This is a genomic window from uncultured Brachyspira sp., assembly GCF_944388875.1.
GTDB lineage: Bacteria > Spirochaetota > Brachyspiria > Brachyspirales > Brachyspiraceae > Brachyspira.
Genome location: NZ_CALXKQ010000023.1, coordinates 12,712 through 30,811 on the forward strand (window position 1 = coordinate 12,712; position 18,100 = coordinate 30,811).

Genomic DNA, 18,100 nt, shown 5'->3' on the forward strand with positions numbered 1-18,100 from the left:
TCAAAATAATCTATTATTGCTATGCTCAAACTCGGCTATAATCATAAAGCAAATAAATTTGCTTTCACGCCTGTGTCCCTGTGGGAATGCCTCGTTCTCGCTTTATTTTTAATAAACTTCATTATTATACATATCAAAATAATCTATTTCATAATATCCATTGCCAAAGGCGGTTATTACCAATGGAATATATTTGCTTATTCCTTCACTATTAATTAAATAAAATCCGCCAAGCTCTTCATTATAATAGCAGTCTAAACTGCTTACTATTTGGGCATCTAGGTTTCTGCCGTTATTAATTAATTTTAATAGTATGTATTTATTGCTGTCATTATTGGTATTATCTTTCCCGTGTAACACTATATGCTTTTTAGCTTCATATATTGAATAGCAAAACATACATATAGAACCTTTCCTTATAAACGGCATGCTGCTTTTATTAGAGAAATCTATTTTTATACCCTCGAATGCAGTATGCAGAAATCTTGTATGTTTTAATAATTCGTTCTGTCTTTTATATGCATCTTCAATAGTAAGAGGTAGGCAGGAAGGCTCATAAACAAGTTCAAACATTATTTAACCTCTCTAAATGTAAGCTCTGTAGAATACTGATATAAATCATTCTTTCCTTTCTTAAAAGTTATCTCTTCATTAGTACATACATAAAGCCCTGACTTCATGTAATATTTTGGCAGTGTTGAATTAGAATTATCAGTAATATTTGTTTTGGTAATAATTCTTTTTTCTATTGTTTCTGTAATTGTATTTGTTCTGCTAGCATATTTAGACAATCCGTATTTGCTTATATTATATCTTGCTGTTTCTATTTCCGAATTACCATTTTCTATAATCTCATCAGGACTTATTGTTTCTTCTATCCAAACTTGAAGTGCAAAAGGTTCAAAATTACTAATATCAAAAAAGTTTATTATTTTTTTTCTGTCATCATTAGTGAGATACGGAAAAGATACTTTCCAAGTGTCATAACTTTTAGCAGGAAGTTTTCTATAAAAATAATGCCCTGTTAAAGAAAAATATTGATTATGAGTATAATTAACAGTATGTGTTTTCGTTTTATCGTGAGGAGGAAAATCTACTCCTTCGCCTAATATTAAATATCCGCATTCAAGTATATTGCCGTCTTTATTTTCTTTGATAAAAGTTATTTTTACTTTTATAAACTCTACAGCAGCTATATTATGAATAGCCTGTTTATTTATAATATTAATATTATATATTAAAGTATTATTTTCTGTATCAGTTATTTCTAATCTTATTTTATCAGCATTAGTATTAAATACAGCTATTTCATTTATAATGCCGTTTCCTGATAGTGTTAAACTTCCTTCACTTTCACTTGCAAATTTTCCAACTTCAAAAGTTTGATAATTAAACATGTTAGAAATAGGGAAAAAATCATCTTCACTAGAGAAAGTATATTCAAAATTATTAAAAATATTATCCCATAATAGCCTCATAATATTCCCCTTTCTGATACTACCTTAACGCCTCTTTTACTTAAATTAAGCATAGTGCTTGCAACTATTTTGCCGTCAAGCATTAAATAAACAGGCTGATTGAATATAGTTTCTGATGTTTTTGTATCAACAGAATAACTGCCATCTTTAGCTTTGCTCGCTTCAAAAATCTGACTTCCTATTTTTGAAAGTATTCTATCTTCAAGGGGTATAACCGCTTCATCGCTTGCTCCCTCTCCGATTACAGCATTAATTCCTCCGTTTCTTCTCTCTACAAGTCCGCCTTTTGCCAAGTATTTAGGCTCTTGCGGTTTAGCTTGCGATAATGTTGCCAAGTTAACAGATCCCGCTGCTATAATTCCAAGCAAAGTTGCATAAGCGACTAAGTTTGCAGGGAAAGGAACTGCCATTGCTGAAGCTAAAGCACTTATGCCTGCTTGTGCTATAGATGCTGTTGCCTGAGCTAAAGACATTTTCCAGCTTTCCATTTGAGAATTATATTCAAGCCTCATCTTCTCATTATTGTAGTTTTTTTCTACTTCCATCTGTTTGGCTTTGGCTTCTTCTTCTATTTGTATTTTAGCTAGTTCTTTTTGTTTTTCTTCAAGCTCTGCTTTTATTCTCTCTTGTTCATAAAGTCCTAGAGCAACTTTCTGTCTATTTTGTAATTGCTTTATTTCTTTTAATAAACTCTGCTTTTGCGAGTTCTCCATTATTCCTATAGCTTCAAGTCTTGCATTTTTTTCTTCTTCTATAGCTTCTAATGCTGCCTCTTTTCTTTCCTCGTTTTTTTCTATTTCGTATTCTATAGCCTGTATTTTCATTTCCTGTATAGAAGAATAAAAATCGCTTGCATACCCTATAGTATCATTAAACATTTGAAGCCAATTAGCACTAAAATAATCTGCAAAACTTTGCGTAGGTGTTTTCCAAAGCTCTCCGAACTTTTCTTTTAATATTTCTACCTGTTCAGTTGTAAGTTCTAATTCATTAGTTATGCTCTCTATTCCGCTTCTTACTATTTCGCTTTTCTGTCCCTGCTGTTCAGCTTCGCTTACTTTATCACCAAACTCCTCAGCAACTGCAACACCTCTTTCATAAGCGGATATACTGTCTTCTATTTCTTTTACTAATTCTGAGAATCTATCAGTTTTGATACTGTCTAATGCGTATCCGTAATTATCACTTAAATACTTTATTTGATTAGCATTTAAGTTTAATACTGTACTCATTTCTGTGAGTATAGAACCTACTTTGTCTTTTTTAGCTTCAAGAGCTTCAGCATCACTGATTTCAGCTCCCATATTACGAAGATTGCTTACTCTTCTGTTTTCCTCTGCCTCTGCTTTTTTTAGTAAAGCTAAATAATCTTCATAAGTTTTTGTTTTATCTTTAGTAGATTTAGATAAATTATTATTCGCTTCTATTTCTTTATCTGTTATACTAATGCCGTCTATTGAAAGAGCTTTTCTTTCTCTAATATTTGTATTTAATCTAGTAATCTCAGCATTTAATGAATCCTGCTGAGACTTCCATTTTTCCGCTTCTTTTCTAGCTTCTTCTAATAACTCTGGACGAACTGCACCTGCCGCATCTAATGCATTTAAATCCTGATATATTCCTTTATCAAAATATTCTTGTGCTTTCTTATATTCTTCAGTTACTTTTTTATAATTTTCAGATGCTTTTGCAAGTTTTTCAGCTTCCTCTGAAGTCATAAAATCTTCATCTTTAGCTTTTCTAGCATCTATAACGCTGTAGGCATCAAGCATTTTTGTTTTTAAGTTTGGAAATAATGAAGTAAGTTCTTCTGTTAATTCATTTAATCTTTTTGTTTCCTCTGCATCAAGATTTTTTGCTTTTGCTAAATTATTATATTCTCTAAATAGTAAAGCTATATTATCAGCTTCTCTATTTAATCCCATCAAATCAGATGTATCTGTAGTAGAATTATCATAAAGTTCTTTTTTTAATTTTCTTATTTCTTGCCCTGTCTTATAAGCATTTACTGCTAATATTGCAAGACCTGCACTAACTGCCGTAATAATTCCAATAGGAGTAGCAATCATTACTGTATTTAATGCTTTCCAAGCTGTACTTAATCCTTGAATAGAACTTGCGGCTGTCTTTAATGTAGATACCGCATTTTTAAAATCTGATATAGTTTTCTTAGCTTCTGTTATTCCTTTTGAAAGTCCTACTATACCTTTTAATGCAGGACCAAAGCCTGCTGCTAAAGAAACAAAGCCTACACTTGCCGCCTGCAAAGGTGCTGGCAAGTTGCTGAATGTTTTTATTAAAGAGATAATAGTGAGAATCATCTTTTCTGCGATAGGAACTGCTTTATCTCTTATAACAGGCAGTAAATCCTCATTAACAACAGGAAGCAGGGTATTTCCAAGTTCTACTACTAAAGCACTAAGCTCAGCTTTTATTTTCTCAAACTGTCTTGCTGGACCGTCATCTATTTTTTTGAATGCCTCAGATGTAGCACCTGCTGAATTATTCATCTGATCTAAGGCATCTTTGAACTTATCTGCATTCTTTCCAGATAATGCTAAAGCAGCATTTCCTGCCTCAACACTGCTGAACATACTAGAAATATCTTTGTTATTTTTAGCAGCGGCTTCGCTCATCATTTGAAGAGCTTCCTGAAGCGTACCGCCTTCTGCTATAAAGTCTTTGAAAGTTTTGCCTGTTAATTCTTGGAATATAATAGCAGCAGCTGTACCTTCTTTATTAAGCTCTACTAAAGTCTGTCTAATCTGAGTTGTTACCACAGAGGTAGGAGTACCCTGTGCAGTCATTACAGCTATACCAGCTCCTATTTCTTCAAACTTCACTCCTAAAGCTGAAGCTGTAGGAATGACATTAAATAAAGATTTTGATAATTGTGTGAAATCTGTTTTTCCTAGTTTTACAGTTTGAAACATTATATCCGAAGCTCTATTAACATTAAGAACTTCTGTTCCATAAGCATTAGTAACTGAAGTAAGTCCGTCAACTGAGGTTTCTAATTCAGCAACACCTGCAATAGCAGCTTCGCCTGCAGTTTTTAAGAACTCAAATACATTTTCACGTGGAACTCCTGCAGAAAGTGATTGATATAAAGCAGGTACTACTTCCTCAGGTACTTTTCCAAGCTCTTTAGAGAAAGCCAAAGTTTCCTGCTTTAAAGATTCAAAACCTTCATTGCTTAATTTAGGAAGAAGTGTAAGAACCTCACGCATTCCATTATCAAAATCAGTAGCTTTTTTAGTAGCTAATGCAAAAGCTGTTGTCACTGCTGCTATTGGAACAGTTAAACTTTTAGCAGCTAAAGAACCGAACTTATCAAAAGATTTTCCTATTTTATCAAACCCTTTTTCTAAGTCTGTTGTTTTATCTTTAAGTTTTCCGAATGCTTCAATAGCTTGGGAAGCATCTGCATATATACTGACATTTAAGCTGCTCATTTATTTAATTATCCGTTATTATTGTTTCTATTTCCCAAAGCCCTTGCTTTTCTTTTCTTATAGTTTTGTTTCCCTGCTTTATTTCAGATGAAGAATTGTTTAATTTTGTTTCTTCTTGAACTTCAATTATGTAAGGCAAATTTAAAGAAGCTGTATAATAGAGCAGAAGTCTTTGCAAACTCATCTCCATCATACAGTCTTCTGTCCAGCCGTAGCTACTAGCTAAATGTGCCAATAACTTTATTAATTCTATTTTTATTAGTTTTCTTTTTTTTTATTTTTTGTATCAGCCTCTTTTGTTTCTTGTGAATCAGCACCTGCATGAAGATAAGAATCAAATACCATATTCATCAATTTTAATAATTGATCATAATTAAAATCTTCTGATATTTTTTCTTTATCTACATTCGCATTTTGTTTTTGTATGAGAGGAATGACTATTTCATCAATCAATATTTCAGGATCAATATCTCCGCCATTTTTCAAGCTCTTAAAATAATTATTTACTTTAAGAGCTATTTTAAGAGGTATATCATTAACATCTATTTTATAATCTCCAAGCGTTGCGTAAACAGCTCTCTTTTTACTAAACTCTTCTAAATCTGTAATTACTATGTCCATAGATTAACTCCAATATTTTAATTAGCTGCTTGTATATTAATAGATATATCTTTAATAATATCTTCACTGCCTGCTTTCTTAGCTGTGATTTTTAATGTAGCTGTACCTTCTGCCTTTCCTGTTATAGTGAAAGTTTTAGTTTCAGCTTCATAGCTTACATCAAAAAAAGATTGCTCAGCAGGTTCTACTGCATGTGTTATCTCATCTGCATTAGATGTTAATACTACAGTATCATTTCCATCTGCTCTTATATCCACATTTTGTTTATTGCTTTCTAAAGTTAATGGAACATCAGGTTCACCTTCGGCATCTGATGTTTCCTCTTCTGTATCTTTTATTTCCTCTTCATCATCACTTACAGACTGTTCATCTTCATACCATGCCAGCTGTTCTCCGCTTTTCTGACTGCCTGATGTAGTTGCTGAAAAACTCAATTTACCCACTAGCACATCCTGTGCTTTATCTGAAGGGAAGGTAAACTCTAAGCCTCCTGCTATTGAAGCCTGAGGTAAATATATTCTAAATTCTTTACCCTCAGCATTAGTATTAACTAGCATTATGCATTTAGGTTTGATTGTAGAACTTTTTCCGCCTGTTGTCATACGAACCATTTTAGGCATTATTCTAGTATATGTTATAATTAAAGTATCTGTACTAGGAGATATTTTACTATCTGTAATTTTTATTCCATTAGTTCCTATTTTCTCATAGCTTGTTTCTTCTATAAGAATATTTCCCATAGAGTTTTTCTTTTCTACTTTAGTTATTGTTACTTCGCTTCCGTCTGCATTCTTAAATGGAACTTTTATTTCTTCACCTCTTTTATATGTATCTGATTCTACCACATACTCTTTTATAATTTCTGTTTTACCATCATATTCGTTTATATTATCAATACCGCCCCTTGCCTCAGCATACTTTTTGAAATTAATTTCTAAACTATCAAGTGAAACATCAATTTTATGCTCTGTCTGTAGAGTACCTACAGTTCCTGCATTGTCGCTTTCTACATCTGCTGTAGACATAGTTTCTTTTAGACTAACATTGCGTCCTGCCCCTATATCTGTAAGTTTATCAAATCTATCTCCAATTAAAACTTTTGCACTTCCATATCTTATTGTACTTTTTTCTTGAACTTGTGTTTGACTCATAATATCTCCTTTATTAATATTTATATAATATATTTACTATGCTTACAGCTTGATAAAAACCTTCAGTATAGTTATGTGTTTCATTTGAAACATCACATCCGCATATTTCTGTATCTTCAATAATAGTTTTTAAATTGCTGAAATGCTTTCCTATTTCTCTTTGTATATTTAATGCTTTGCTCAAATCATTAGAATATACCGCTATTTGATAAACATTCCTCCCATACTCAAAATCATAATGCGGTGTGCTGCTTGTTAAAGAATAAACTATATATGTTTTCTCTTTGTCTATTTCTGAATCATTAACAAAATCTAAATAAACTCCGTGTGCTTTATCTTTTGTTAATTCTTTAAGTATTGTGTATATAGCATTCTCAATCATTTCTTTTTATTCGCCTTATCTATTGCTTGCTGTAATTTCTGTTTTATATATTCTTCTATAACAGGTTTTTTATTTTCAAAAATTGGAATTAAAAGAGGCTGAGGAGGCTGATAAATTGTCCCATATTCAGGGAAGCGTACATAATATCTGTCTCCTTGCTCTTTATACCATTTTATTTTATTTTTTTGAGGAACTCCTCCGCCTTTTTTTTCTAAAGTACCAACTTTTATAGCTACTGAAGTGTCGCTTCCTTTTGATGATTTTCTTTCTTTTACATCATAATATTTATCTTCACTCCAGCCTCTGCTTTTCGCTTCTGCATTAGCTTCTTTTGCTATTTCATTTCCTGCTTTTCTAGCTCCTGCTTTTATAGCCTTTTTAAAATCACCTCCTAGCTCTTCTAAAGTTTTCCTAAACTCATCAAGTCCTTTTATACTTATAGAAGTTTTTCTGCTTACACCTGACATATTATTTACTTTTATTATTTACTAATTTCTTTATTGTAAATATGCATTCTATATTTTTATATGAAACATTCTCTCTATAAATCACTTCATAAATATCAGTTTCACGGTTTATTTTGGCCATCATTCCTTTGGTATCAAACTCTTTGAAATAATGAGTATGTACTTTCAAAGTTCTTTCTAAATCTTTTCTTTTACCCTGCTGTATATCTTTATATGTTATATCTTCAATAGAGCATTTTACTTTTCTTAATTCTATTAATTCATTATTTCCTGTTCCGTTTCCATTATCTATATACTTAGTTGTATAAAAAGTTATAGTATGAACTAATTTTCCAACTTTCATAAAGTAAACTTTTCCCTTGCTATAGCTAATAATCTGTGAACACCTTTCAAAGCTGTTTCCTCGCTTTGACTAGCTTCTCCTGTTTTGCTTTCAAAATAATGAGCAGCAAGTCCAAGAATAGCATATCTGACTTCAGGAGGACAATCGGTTCTTTTGTATTCAGTCTCATTAGCTTTATTACAATATCCGATTGCACTGTCTAAAGTCAATTGCAGTATATCATCATCATAGTCGATGCCTTCCAAGTTTAGAAACTTTTTGAACTCAGCCAAAGTAACTACTCTGTTATCATCACCTGCCTCAACAACTTTTCCGACATCAATGTCTATGCTATTAATATCTTCAGTATCACTGCTCATATATAAAAGCCTTAAGCTGCATACGCTTGATCGTTTGGAAGCAGTCTTACAAATGCTGATTTTTGAATAGGTGCACCGTCTCCCCAATATCCTACTTGGAAGCCTACTTGATTTGTTTTGCTGTATAGTTCATGCAAAACTTGAAGCTCCATAGACAAGCTGTCCATAATCCAATAATATTTTAAGTTTGCTAAGAAACCGAAATATTTTGTAGCTTCCAGCTTATCTTCTATAAAGTCATTTTGCACTACAGGTATTCCAAGAAGAATGCTAGGCTGTCCCGCTATTAAACTTTCCTGCCAAATAGGACGATCCTGCTTATCTTTTAGTTTTCTTAATGCCGCAATAGCTTTTTTATTAAGCATCCATACAGCTCCGTTTTGATATCCTCCTTGCAATCCGCTTACTGCATCTACTAAACCATCATAAGTTACAGCAGCACTTGCAGTTCCTACTTTTATATCTCTGTCAGTTGGGATAGCTGCTGTATTATCTGAAGTTTGGGCAAATATTCCAAGAGGTTTATCCTGTCCGTTTCCATATAAATAATTATGCTCTAATGTAGAAGCCAATTTATGTGCTATTCTCTCCTTAACAAAACCTTGAATATCTATATTGCTCTGAGTTATTAATCTTTTACTAAGTTTAACTAACTTAGTAAGTTGATTGGCCTTCATTTCTCTTTTTCCAAAAGACATATTTGTATCTTCTGTAACTTCTGCAATTTCAGCTGTCCAATCAAGATCATTTAAATCGCTGTCAAGCGTAGGTATTCCTATACTTGCATATCCGTTCATAGCAGGAATAATATTAGCTCTTTTTCTTATTTGAACTGCATTATCCAAATCTTTTATAATTTGCTGTACTAGATACTGAGGTGCTATAGTATATCCGCCGCCTTCAGCAACTCCTGCCTGAAGTGTTTCTCTTATTTCTTTATCATCTCCTGATATAAACCATCTGTCAACTTTAGCTCTTAATTCAGCTTCGTTATTATCAGCAGATGAATTGTCTAAATTATCAGCTATATTTCTTTTATTCATAGAAGAATTAGTTTGAAGCGATAGAAGTCTATCACATCTTTCTATCTCTTTGTTTCTGTTTTCTATATTCTGCATTAAAGTATCTATATCATTATCTAATTTTGATATATCATCTTTTTTAATTTCTCTCTCTTCTATACTCATAGAAGAATACACTTGTCTTTTTTTCATAAGTTCATCAATAGTTGTTAAAGCTAAATTATTTTCATTTTTTAGTTTTTCTATTAAAGCTCTTAATTCTTCTGGTGTCATAACTTGATACTCCTTGTTATTATTTATTTTTTATTTTTAGGTATTTTATTTTTTGTTCATATTCTTTATTTCTATAATCAAAATCATCATTTACTGTAGATGTAGGTTTATCAGGCGGTTTGGGAATATATTCATACTCATTTTTATTTCTAACATTAGTTTGAGTGTAAGCTGGAAATGTTACTAATGATATTTCATGCAAAGTGATTTCTTCTACTTCACGGATAGGCATTCCGTATTCTTTTAATGTTTCTTTATCATCAATCCAATTATCTCTCATTACTTTGAAGCCAAAAGACATTTGATTTATATCGCCTCTGTCCACGCTTTCTTTCAAATCCCTTGCCCAAGTTGTATTTGGAAGAGAAACTTCAAAATATAATCCTTTATCGTCTTCTCTTAAAATCAATGTTCCAGCACTTTTTCTGCCTAGAACATATCTTGTGTCATGCCCCCATAAACATACCTGATCATTTTCTAATAATGATTTAGTGAAAGCACCTTTGTTTATACGTTCCCTAAATAAATCTCCATAGAGAGGTTCACTTAAAGAGTTATATACAATAGCATAGCCTCTTAATTTAAGAGATTCACCTTCGGTGTCTGTGCTTTTTTGAATATTAATATCTATATTTCTAATTTCATTGTTGCTTGTTGGCATCTTTCTCTTCCTCTTCTAATTTTTTATTTTCATCATTGTTATTTATATTAAAGTCTTGATTGTCTTCAGTTTCTTTAGTTTCTTCACCGACGCTCTGCGTGCTTTCGGCATATATACTTTTTATTGGTCTTATTTGCTGAGAACAGAAATACTCATCTCCGTATTCATCTTCTACTTCATTAAGGTTTTCTTGCCTTCTCCATTCATTTCTAGTAAGAACACCATTATTTAATTTTATTTGATTCGCTTGCTGCCTTGTAAGAGTATCTCCTCTCAAAAGTCCGTCCAAATTAAACTCTATATTATATTTTTTTCTTTCTAATCCGCTTAATAAACATCTATTTAATGCTTTTTCTATACGAACGCACCACGGTCTTATTGTGTGTGTTACAAACTCTATACTTTGATGTTCTATATTATTATTTGTACTTCTGCTTAAATCACCAATTAAATGAGGAGGTACACGGAACACTCGGCATATTTCTTCTACTGAAAATCTTCTGCTCTCTAGGAATTGGGCATCAGATAGATTCATCGTTATAGGATCTATTTTCATCCCTTCTTCAAGAACTACAATACCTTTCTCCCAAGCCTCTCTGAAACTTTCTTTTAAGTTCTTTTTAGCATCTGGACTTAATTTCTGCGGATGTGAAATAATTGGAACTTTTTTAACACCATTTGAAAAGAAATCTAATGCGAAATTATCCTGATAAAGTCCTGTAGTTATTTGCTTACGCATCATAGCTATTGGGCTGTATCCTATCACTCCGTTCCATCCAAGTCCTGCTATATGCATAACTTGATATGAAGATAAAGTGATTATTTCTCCATCATTGTAGTATTCAAACATTTTATTGCCGTTTGAATCTCTATATACTTTAATTTTATTAGAATCTATTAGATAAAGTTCTGTTACTCTGTTGAAATTATCTCTTACTACTTCTACAAAACCATTGCCTTGCAAAAGTATTTGAGTGATTAGGCTTTCTATAAATGACACTGATGTGCATTCTTCATTAGGTGAGTCATGTAATAAGCTATATAAAGAATGATCTTTTGCTTTTATTTTGTTATTTCCATTTATTTTATATACAAAAAGAGGTAAAGTTGCTATTGTTTCGGCTATAACTCTCACGCATGCGAATACTGTAGAGAAAGTTAAAGCTGTATTAGGATTAACAGCTGATAAAGTTTTATCATTTTGAATTGATAAAAAATTACTGCTGTCAACATGACTGAAATCAGGAAACAGCCATTTTTTTATACCGCTTTTTATTTTTTCTATAATTGGCATACAATTATAAAAAAATATAAGGAAATATCAGTTTTATATTGTTATTTTATTACAAGAACTTGAAGCCCAAAGACGTTCTTTAAATTTATTATCATTATTTCCGCTCATATTGCTATATCCGCCCCGTGCTTTCCAAGAATATTTTACATATCCGTAATCTTCAAGATTATTATGTTCTCCTTCATATCCTGCAATAACTATTTTATAAGTTTCTCTATATGCATTTTTTATACAAAAATCATTGACTTCTTTTGCTGTATCATAACTGTCAATTCTATATAAAGATTTTTTTCTGCTTGTATCAGAATATGGAGGATCGAAAAATATTCCTATATTGCTTTTTCCGCAATCATCTTGCCAATGCGTGCCTTCATTAAAAAGTCTTTTCCAATCCATGCATGTTATTTTTACATTTTCTAATATATTTTCTATTTGTGCAAACCATAGGCTAAGTCTTTCTAATTTACATCTAGTTACGCTGTATGGATTGTATAATTGAGTGCATTTTGAATGAATGCCGTTTCCTCTTAATAATTGTATGCGTCCTTTTGTAATTCCATTATCTATTGATTTATAAACCTCTTCTGCATCAATTTTATCTATTTCCATTCTTCCGATTTCTGAACTTTTGCAGTATATCCAGTATGCTGCAAGTTTTACATCATAATACTCATCATCTTTCAGCATTTTTTCTAATAAACTGTCTTTATTTTTTACTATATAGCATATTCTCTGCCAATACAAAAGCTGCGAACTTGGATCGCAGCATAAAAGAGCTACTTCAGCTGATGCTTTCTTTAATGCTCTCCAAACATTAATTAATAAGCAGTCTAAATCATTAACTATTTCATTATATAATTTATTATTCTTTCTTTTCCTAGCTAATAATACAGCCAAACTTCCTGCAAAAGGCTCAAAATATCTTTTTACATCATTGCCAATAAGCTCCCAAACTAAATCAGCAACCGCACTTTTACCTCCAAAATAACAAAAAGGTGCTTTAATTTTATGCTGCTTTTTCATCAATAAACTCCTCTTCTTTATCTTGATATGCTTTGCTTATTCTTTTTACTGCTGTATCAAAATATTCATCATCTAGCTCTATTCCTATAAACTTTCTATTAGTATTAATACATGCAACTCCTGTACTGCCTCCGCCCATAAATGGATCTAATATTGTATTATTTTCATCTGAAACTAATCTTACTAAACGCTCCATTAAAGCAATAGGCTTCTGAGTCGGATGCTGATATTGATACTGTTCTCTATTACAACGCATAATAGATGTTTCTATTTTTCCTACTTTTACTGACTGAAATAAATTAACTCCTCTTTTTGCACCTTGATGTTTTCTTGCTGTTATTTCATATTTTCTTTTGCTTTCATAATTAAACTCCTTGATGCCTGTCTCTATATATTTAATAACATCATCTTTGTCTTTGCTGTTTAATGCACTCCTTAATCCTTTCCAAATATCTATTATTCTATCCAATTTATTTTTGTTAATTTGATATTCTAAATAGTCAACATATTCTTTTCTTAAATTAGCATTACCTAAACTGCGAAAAGAAATATCCTCATGTATTCTTAAAAAATTATTTAGATAATTTGATGCATTTTCTTTTTCCCATACTGCCGTTTCTTTAAACTTGAAACCTAATTTGTCAAGCATTAAGTTCCATCTGAAAAATGCATCTCCTCTTCCGAAAAATGCTATCATAGAATTATTTTTTAATAATCTTTTCCATTCTCCAAATACTTTATCTTCACAAAAAGGTATGTCTAGCTTATGTTTTAAATATAGATAGGGAGGATCTGATACAACAGCATTTATTGAATCGCTTTCTAATTCTTCCATAACCTCTTCACAATTTCCTTTTATTAAAGTACAGTTTCCAATTACAACTTTTCTGATCATACAAAGCTCCTGAATTATTTTTTTTACGCCATAGGCGGACATTTGTCTAGTTATAAAATATTATATTACTTATTATTAATGTAGATTTTTAACTAAAATATAGGATTAGGAGTATAAATGCCTGATAAAGCTAAAAAAGCCCCAAAAAACGCCAAAAATAAGCCCAAAAAAGCCGTTATAACACCAAATCCGCCAGAATATTTTAGTGGGTATTCTCTAAAAAAATGGGAAGAACTTGCACCTATTTTTGCTGAAAAAAATATGCTCGGACCTGCTGATTTATCAGCTTTTGAACTTTTATGTCTGCATTACGGTGATGCTATGCATCTCTATCAAGCTATGATTAATGAAGGAGGTTCTATCGCTGGATATTTAGAAGGGAAAAACTCTCAGACTATGGGCGAATATTTAGCTTATCATAAAGCTATAACAGCATATCATAAAATGCTTACTGAGTTTGGTTTAACTCCTGCTTCAAAAAAGAAAGTTGTCATTCCTGAAACTATAGAAGAGAATGATCCGCTTGAAAAAATGATAAATGGTTAAATATAAATGTATACCTATGAAGAATATATCAATAAAGTTATAAATAAAGAACTGCCAGTATGTCAAGCTGCTTTTTTATCTGTAAAAAGGCATTTGGATGATATTGAAAAATCAAAAAATAATGATTATCCTTTTTATTTTGATGAGAACGAAGCTAAACGTCCTATCATGTTCATACAATCTTTAGTACATACAAAAGGCGAATGGGCTAATCATAATATTATACTAGAGCCTTGGGAACAGTTTATAATAGCAAGTATATTCGGATGGAGAAGAAAAGAAAATAAACTCAGACGTTACAAAAAAGCATACGTTCAGGTAAGCAGAAAAAATGGAAAAACTACTTTTGCATCTGGAATTGGGAATTATTGCTTTTTCTGCGACAGTCCTGCAGAGGCTGGTGTCGAAATATATTATATAGCTACGAAAAAAGATCAAGCGAAAATTGCATGGAGCGAAAGCGAAAGGCAGATAAGAAAAGCAAAAGCTCTTAATAAAGAAGCGATTACATATAAACAAACTTCTACAATTACAAAGAAAAAAGATACTGCCTCAAAATCCAAACCATTAGGACAGGACAGCAACACTGAAGACGGATTAAATCCGCATTTAGTTATAGTAGATGAATATCATGCACATCCTGATAATGAATTATTAAATGTTCTTGAATCTGGAATGGGAGCTAGAAGGCAGCCGCTTGTATTTATAATTACTACTGCTGGTTTTGATAAATCTTCTGTATGTTTTTCTGAATATGAATATGCAAAGCAAATATTAAAAGGTTCATTAAATAATGATGAATATTTTACAATAATATATGAGCCTGACGACATCAATGATATTTGGGTATTTATGTCAGAATATAAAGAAAAATTGACAAAAAAAGAGGATATTTCAAAGCAGGAAGAATTAATAAATAAAATTATTTTTCAAGCTAATCCTAACATAAATATTTCTGTAAAAGACAGTTACTTAAAATCTAGGCTTTTAGAAGGACTAGATAAACCTATTCAGAGAACAGATATTCTTACAAAAAACTTGAATATTTGGACACAGGCTAGTGAAGTTTGGATATCTTCTGACAGGTGGCTTAAATCTTATTTACATCAAAATATAAATATAAATGAATTAAAAGGCAGAAAAGCCTGCATCGGTTTAGATTTAGCAACTACAAGAGATATAGCAGCTTATGTTTTATGTTTTGATTCTATTGATAATGGTCCGTATATACTTTTGCCTCGCTTCTTTATGCCTAAAGAAAATATAAGACAGCGCTCTAAAGAGGACAGAGTACCTTATGAATTATGGGCTTCGCAAGGTTTAATTACTTTAACAAGCGGTGATATAATAGATTTTGATGTAATAGAATCTTCAATCTTAAATGATGCGAAAGATTTTGAAATTATAGAAATAGGCTATGACCCTTGGAAAGCTATTGAAATAGTCACTCATTTGAAAAAAGAAGGGTTAAAAATGACAGATATAAGACAATCTTTTGCAGTCGGCGGTTTATCTGAAGGAACTTCTTTATTTGAAAAAACTATAGATGAGCGAAAACTTTTACATGGTAATAATGCTGTTCTTAATTGGATGATAAGCTGCTGTGAAGTAAGAACAGACGGCAGGGATAATTATCTTCCTACTAAGCCTGATAGGCAAAGATCACGTAAAAGAATTGATGGTGTTGTAGCTTCTATTATGGCTCTTCATAGAGTGATTAAAAATCATTTTGAAGATACGAAAAGTATTTATGAAAGTGAAGGTGTATTTACTTTATAATCTGCATACTTTATATATTATATATAAAGTATGCATTAATAAATAATTAAAAAAGGTTTACGATACTTTCAAATTGTCTATTTCATATTTTAGTTTATTCATATAGCTGTCTAATATTTTATTAATTTTATTTCTAATAGTTTTACTTTCTAATATATTTGATGATAATCTTAATAATACTGCATAATGCGATATAACATCTTGATCTGTTTCATCATCTATATAAGTTGTATATGTTGAGTATTTGCATATAGTTTTACTATCTTTTATGTGAGCCCCTATAATTTCAGTATATTTTCTTTTTCCATTTATATAATGTTCTATATATACTGCCGCATTATATTGTGTTAAATCTACATATAGATTATTATTGTTCAATAATTTTCTTATTTCTACTGTAGCTTCTTCATTATTATTTTTTATTATTGCTAATTCTTTTTCTAATTGTTTATTCATTTTTAATTACCTCTTTTTTAATTATTTATGTGATGACAATAACTCTGTTCCGAAAGATAGCAAGTCCTTTTCCTCCGAAACCATAATTTTTTCACACTTATTTCTCAAAATTAAGGCAAAAAAATAAGGGGCTTAATGCCCCTTATTGCTATTAAAGCCCTTTCATAAATAGCTTACATCCTGCTATATTATTATTAATACTTTCTCTTAATTCTTTATAATCTGATATAATATCTTTGTTATCGTCAAGCATTTCAATTAAAGATTCAAAGCGAGTTATAGCATAACTATATTTTTCTTCTTTTACTAAATCTAATCCTTGTTTATAATTAATTAAAAATAATGTTAAGTTAATCATGTTGCTTACCTCTTTTCTAATCATTTATGTGATGACAATAACTCTGTTCCGAAAGATAGCAAGTTCTTTTCCGCAGAAAAGTTATTTTTTTCGCACTATTTTTTTTAATTAAGGCAAAAAAATAAAGGGCGTTAAGCCCCTTATTTTTATAAAATTACATTCTATACAATATATAATTAGTATCTTTTTTCATTATTTTATTTTTATCAAACTTATTTTTTTTGTTTTTAACAAAATCAGCAAATTGCTTAGTATTAAACTCTTTAAATACATTTAATATTGCTTGTATATTAACATCAATTATAAGTTCCTTTTTTTCTTTATCATACACCCTTGAAAAAAAATCTTCTTCAAGTGTAAAGCAATCATCTTCTATTATAAAATTAGCTATAACCTCAGATGAAGCTTTAGAAAAATTAGTGTTTTCTAATATTTTTTTAGTAATACTATCTAATGTAAAAGTTGTCATTTTATTTACCTCTTTTTAATTATTTATGTGATGACAATAACTCTGTTTGGAAAGATAGCAAGTTCTTTTCCGCAAAAAAGTTATTTTTTTCAGACATCAATTAAAAATTAGGGCAAAAAACAATGGGCTTTAAAGCCCATTGTTTAATATAATTATTGTATTATTATTCTATATAGCATATTACTAAATCATCATCACTAATTAATATATTATCCCCATACAAATTTTCATTTTCTTCTAAATATTTAACAAAACCATCTGTATTAAACTCTTGATAAAAATCTTTGATAATATCATAACCTATAGATACTTCATATTCATTATTATCCTCATTTAATACAGCTATAATTGGTAATGATGAACCTTGCTCATTCTCTAATAAATATTTTGCTAATAATTCAGCAGCTTTCTCTGAGTAGTATTCTTTTAATCCTTCTACTATACTATTAAAATCAAAATTAATCATGTTAATTACCTCTTTTTTTAATTATTTATGTGATGACAATAACTCTGTTCCAAAAGATAGCAAGTTCTTTTCTGCAAAAGTTTTATTTTTTATACCCAAAATATTAAATTGTGTGTAAATGTAATTTTTATTATTTATAAATACAATAATTATAATAATAATTTTAAGGAGATATTATGGATTCAAGGAATAGTGTATCAATTAATTTTAATCAAGATATATATAGATGGATTGTTAAAATGGTGAAAAATAGTAAAGCAGATCCTTTAAATTATTCAAATGCCACTTTCGGTGGTTTTGTACAGGCTTGTGTTGCAAAAGCTAAAAAAGAATGGGAAGAGAAAGGCAGCGAAATGCAAAAATTAGAAAAAAGAGTAGCAGAATTAGAAGAAACTGTAAAAAGAATTGATGAATTAGAAACTAAAATTAAAGAATTAGAAAAATGATGCTCATACCCCCTAATAAAAAAGTTATCGCCATGTATAAAAGACTCCCCACTCGTTGCACCGAGTAAAAGCCTGTAGAGATTTTCCCCACCCCCTGCCAAGCAAATATAAATCAGTTATAATTCGAATAAGAAAAAAATTAAAATAATTTATTAT

General features: G+C 30.6%; 22 protein-coding genes. 3 read left to right on the forward strand and 19 right to left on the reverse strand.

Features of this window, described 5'->3' with window-relative positions; all coding sequences use genetic code 11:
* Positions 1-108 precede the first annotated feature (108 nt).
* From Q0J69_RS11450 to Q0J69_RS11520, 15 genes are read right to left on the reverse strand one after another with little or no spacing between them, the layout of a single operon-like run.
* Complete coding sequence (locus tag Q0J69_RS11450) at positions 109-573, reverse strand: hypothetical protein (protein WP_297207659.1); 465 nt, start codon at positions 571-573, stop codon at positions 109-111.
* Positions 573-1,478, reverse strand: coding sequence for a hypothetical protein (locus Q0J69_RS11455; RefSeq protein WP_297207661.1), 906 nt, complete (start codon positions 1,476-1,478; stop codon positions 573-575). The genes Q0J69_RS11450 and Q0J69_RS11455 overlap by 1 nt, the downstream gene beginning before the upstream one ends.
* Positions 1,475-4,933, reverse strand: a complete 3,459-nt coding sequence (locus Q0J69_RS11460; RefSeq protein ID WP_297207664.1) for a phage tail tape measure protein — start codon at positions 4,931-4,933, stop codon at positions 1,475-1,477. The genes Q0J69_RS11455 and Q0J69_RS11460 overlap by 4 nt, the downstream gene beginning before the upstream one ends.
* A gap of 4 nt (positions 4,934-4,937) precedes the next feature.
* Positions 4,938-5,168, reverse strand: coding sequence for a hypothetical protein (locus tag Q0J69_RS11465; protein ID WP_297207667.1), 231 nt, complete (start codon positions 5,166-5,168; stop codon positions 4,938-4,940).
* A gap of 23 nt (positions 5,169-5,191) precedes the next feature.
* Positions 5,192-5,554 carry a hypothetical protein gene (locus Q0J69_RS11470; protein ID WP_297207669.1) on the reverse strand — a complete coding sequence of 121 codons (363 nt, stop codon included), beginning with the start codon at positions 5,552-5,554 and terminating at the stop codon, positions 5,192-5,194.
* Positions 5,555-5,571: 17 nt separating this feature from the next.
* Positions 5,572-6,705 (reverse strand): hypothetical protein, encoded by a 1,134-nt coding sequence (locus Q0J69_RS11475; RefSeq protein WP_297207671.1) that lies wholly within the window; start codon positions 6,703-6,705, stop codon positions 5,572-5,574.
* 13 nt (positions 6,706-6,718) lie between these two features.
* Entirely contained in the window at positions 6,719-7,087 is a 369-nt protein-coding gene (locus Q0J69_RS11480; protein WP_297207674.1) for a hypothetical protein, read from the reverse strand.
* On the reverse strand, positions 7,084-7,554 hold the full coding sequence (locus tag Q0J69_RS11485) for an HK97-gp10 family putative phage morphogenesis protein (RefSeq protein WP_297207677.1): 471 nt from the start codon (positions 7,552-7,554) through the stop codon (positions 7,084-7,086). Before Q0J69_RS11485 ends, Q0J69_RS11480 begins: the two co-directional genes overlap by 4 nt.
* A gap of 1 nt (position 7,555) precedes the next feature.
* A complete protein-coding gene (locus Q0J69_RS11490) occupies positions 7,556-7,897 on the reverse strand; it encodes a head-tail adaptor protein (RefSeq protein WP_297207679.1) in 342 nt (113 codons plus the stop codon).
* Complete coding sequence (locus Q0J69_RS11495) at positions 7,894-8,256, reverse strand: head-tail connector protein (RefSeq protein ID WP_297207682.1); 363 nt, start codon at positions 8,254-8,256, stop codon at positions 7,894-7,896. The genes Q0J69_RS11490 and Q0J69_RS11495 overlap by 4 nt, the downstream gene beginning before the upstream one ends.
* An 11-nt stretch (positions 8,257-8,267) precedes the next feature.
* On the reverse strand, positions 8,268-9,551 hold the full coding sequence (locus tag Q0J69_RS11500; protein ID WP_297207684.1) for a phage major capsid protein: 1,284 nt from the start codon (positions 9,549-9,551) through the stop codon (positions 8,268-8,270).
* A 19-nt stretch (positions 9,552-9,570) separates the two neighbouring features.
* Positions 9,571-10,212 carry an HK97 family phage prohead protease gene (locus Q0J69_RS11505; RefSeq protein ID WP_297207687.1) on the reverse strand — a complete coding sequence of 214 codons (642 nt, stop codon included), beginning with the start codon at positions 10,210-10,212 and terminating at the stop codon, positions 9,571-9,573.
* On the reverse strand, positions 10,193-11,506 hold the full coding sequence (locus Q0J69_RS11510) for a phage portal protein (protein WP_297207689.1): 1,314 nt from the start codon (positions 11,504-11,506) through the stop codon (positions 10,193-10,195). The genes Q0J69_RS11505 and Q0J69_RS11510 overlap by 20 nt, the downstream gene beginning before the upstream one ends.
* Before the next feature lie 33 nt (positions 11,507-11,539).
* On the reverse strand, positions 11,540-12,529 hold the full coding sequence (locus Q0J69_RS11515) for a DNA adenine methylase (protein WP_297207692.1): 990 nt from the start codon (positions 12,527-12,529) through the stop codon (positions 11,540-11,542).
* Positions 12,513-13,424, reverse strand: a complete 912-nt coding sequence (locus Q0J69_RS11520; RefSeq protein WP_297207695.1) for a site-specific DNA-methyltransferase — start codon at positions 13,422-13,424, stop codon at positions 12,513-12,515. Before Q0J69_RS11520 ends, Q0J69_RS11515 begins: the two co-directional genes overlap by 17 nt.
* Positions 13,425-13,541: 117 nt before the next feature.
* On the opposite strand from Q0J69_RS11520, the gene Q0J69_RS11525 reads away from it, so the two are divergent.
* Both Q0J69_RS11525 and Q0J69_RS11530 read left to right on the forward strand, forming a co-directional pair.
* Positions 13,542-13,970: a phage terminase small subunit P27 family gene (locus Q0J69_RS11525; RefSeq protein ID WP_297207698.1), complete on the forward strand. Its 429-nt coding sequence runs from the start codon at positions 13,542-13,544 to the stop codon at positions 13,968-13,970.
* Between the two features lie 6 nt (positions 13,971-13,976).
* Positions 13,977-15,749, forward strand: coding sequence for a terminase large subunit (locus tag Q0J69_RS11530; protein ID WP_297207701.1), 1,773 nt, complete (start codon positions 13,977-13,979; stop codon positions 15,747-15,749).
* 57 nt (positions 15,750-15,806) lie between these two features.
* Here Q0J69_RS11530 and Q0J69_RS11535 read toward each other — a convergent pair whose 3' ends face one another.
* The 4 genes from Q0J69_RS11535 to Q0J69_RS11550 all read right to left on the reverse strand — a co-directional run bounded on the left by Q0J69_RS11535 (position 15,807) and on the right by Q0J69_RS11550 (position 17,498).
* Positions 15,807-16,205, reverse strand: a complete 399-nt coding sequence (locus tag Q0J69_RS11535; protein WP_297207704.1) for a hypothetical protein — start codon at positions 16,203-16,205, stop codon at positions 15,807-15,809.
* Between the two features lie 151 nt (positions 16,206-16,356).
* A complete protein-coding gene (locus Q0J69_RS11540; protein ID WP_297207707.1) occupies positions 16,357-16,563 on the reverse strand; it encodes a hypothetical protein in 207 nt (68 codons plus the stop codon).
* A 154-nt stretch (positions 16,564-16,717) separates the two neighbouring features.
* Complete coding sequence (locus tag Q0J69_RS11545; protein WP_297207710.1) at positions 16,718-17,032, reverse strand: hypothetical protein; 315 nt, start codon at positions 17,030-17,032, stop codon at positions 16,718-16,720.
* A gap of 163 nt (positions 17,033-17,195) precedes the next feature.
* On the reverse strand, positions 17,196-17,498 hold the full coding sequence (locus tag Q0J69_RS11550) for a hypothetical protein (RefSeq protein ID WP_297207713.1): 303 nt from the start codon (positions 17,496-17,498) through the stop codon (positions 17,196-17,198).
* Positions 17,499-17,674: 176 nt separating this feature from the next.
* Between Q0J69_RS11550 and Q0J69_RS11555 the strand changes: the two genes are divergently transcribed.
* Positions 17,675-17,944 carry a hypothetical protein gene (locus tag Q0J69_RS11555; RefSeq protein WP_297207715.1) on the forward strand — a complete coding sequence of 90 codons (270 nt, stop codon included), beginning with the start codon at positions 17,675-17,677 and terminating at the stop codon, positions 17,942-17,944.
* The last annotated feature ends 156 nt before the right edge of the window (positions 17,945-18,100 follow it).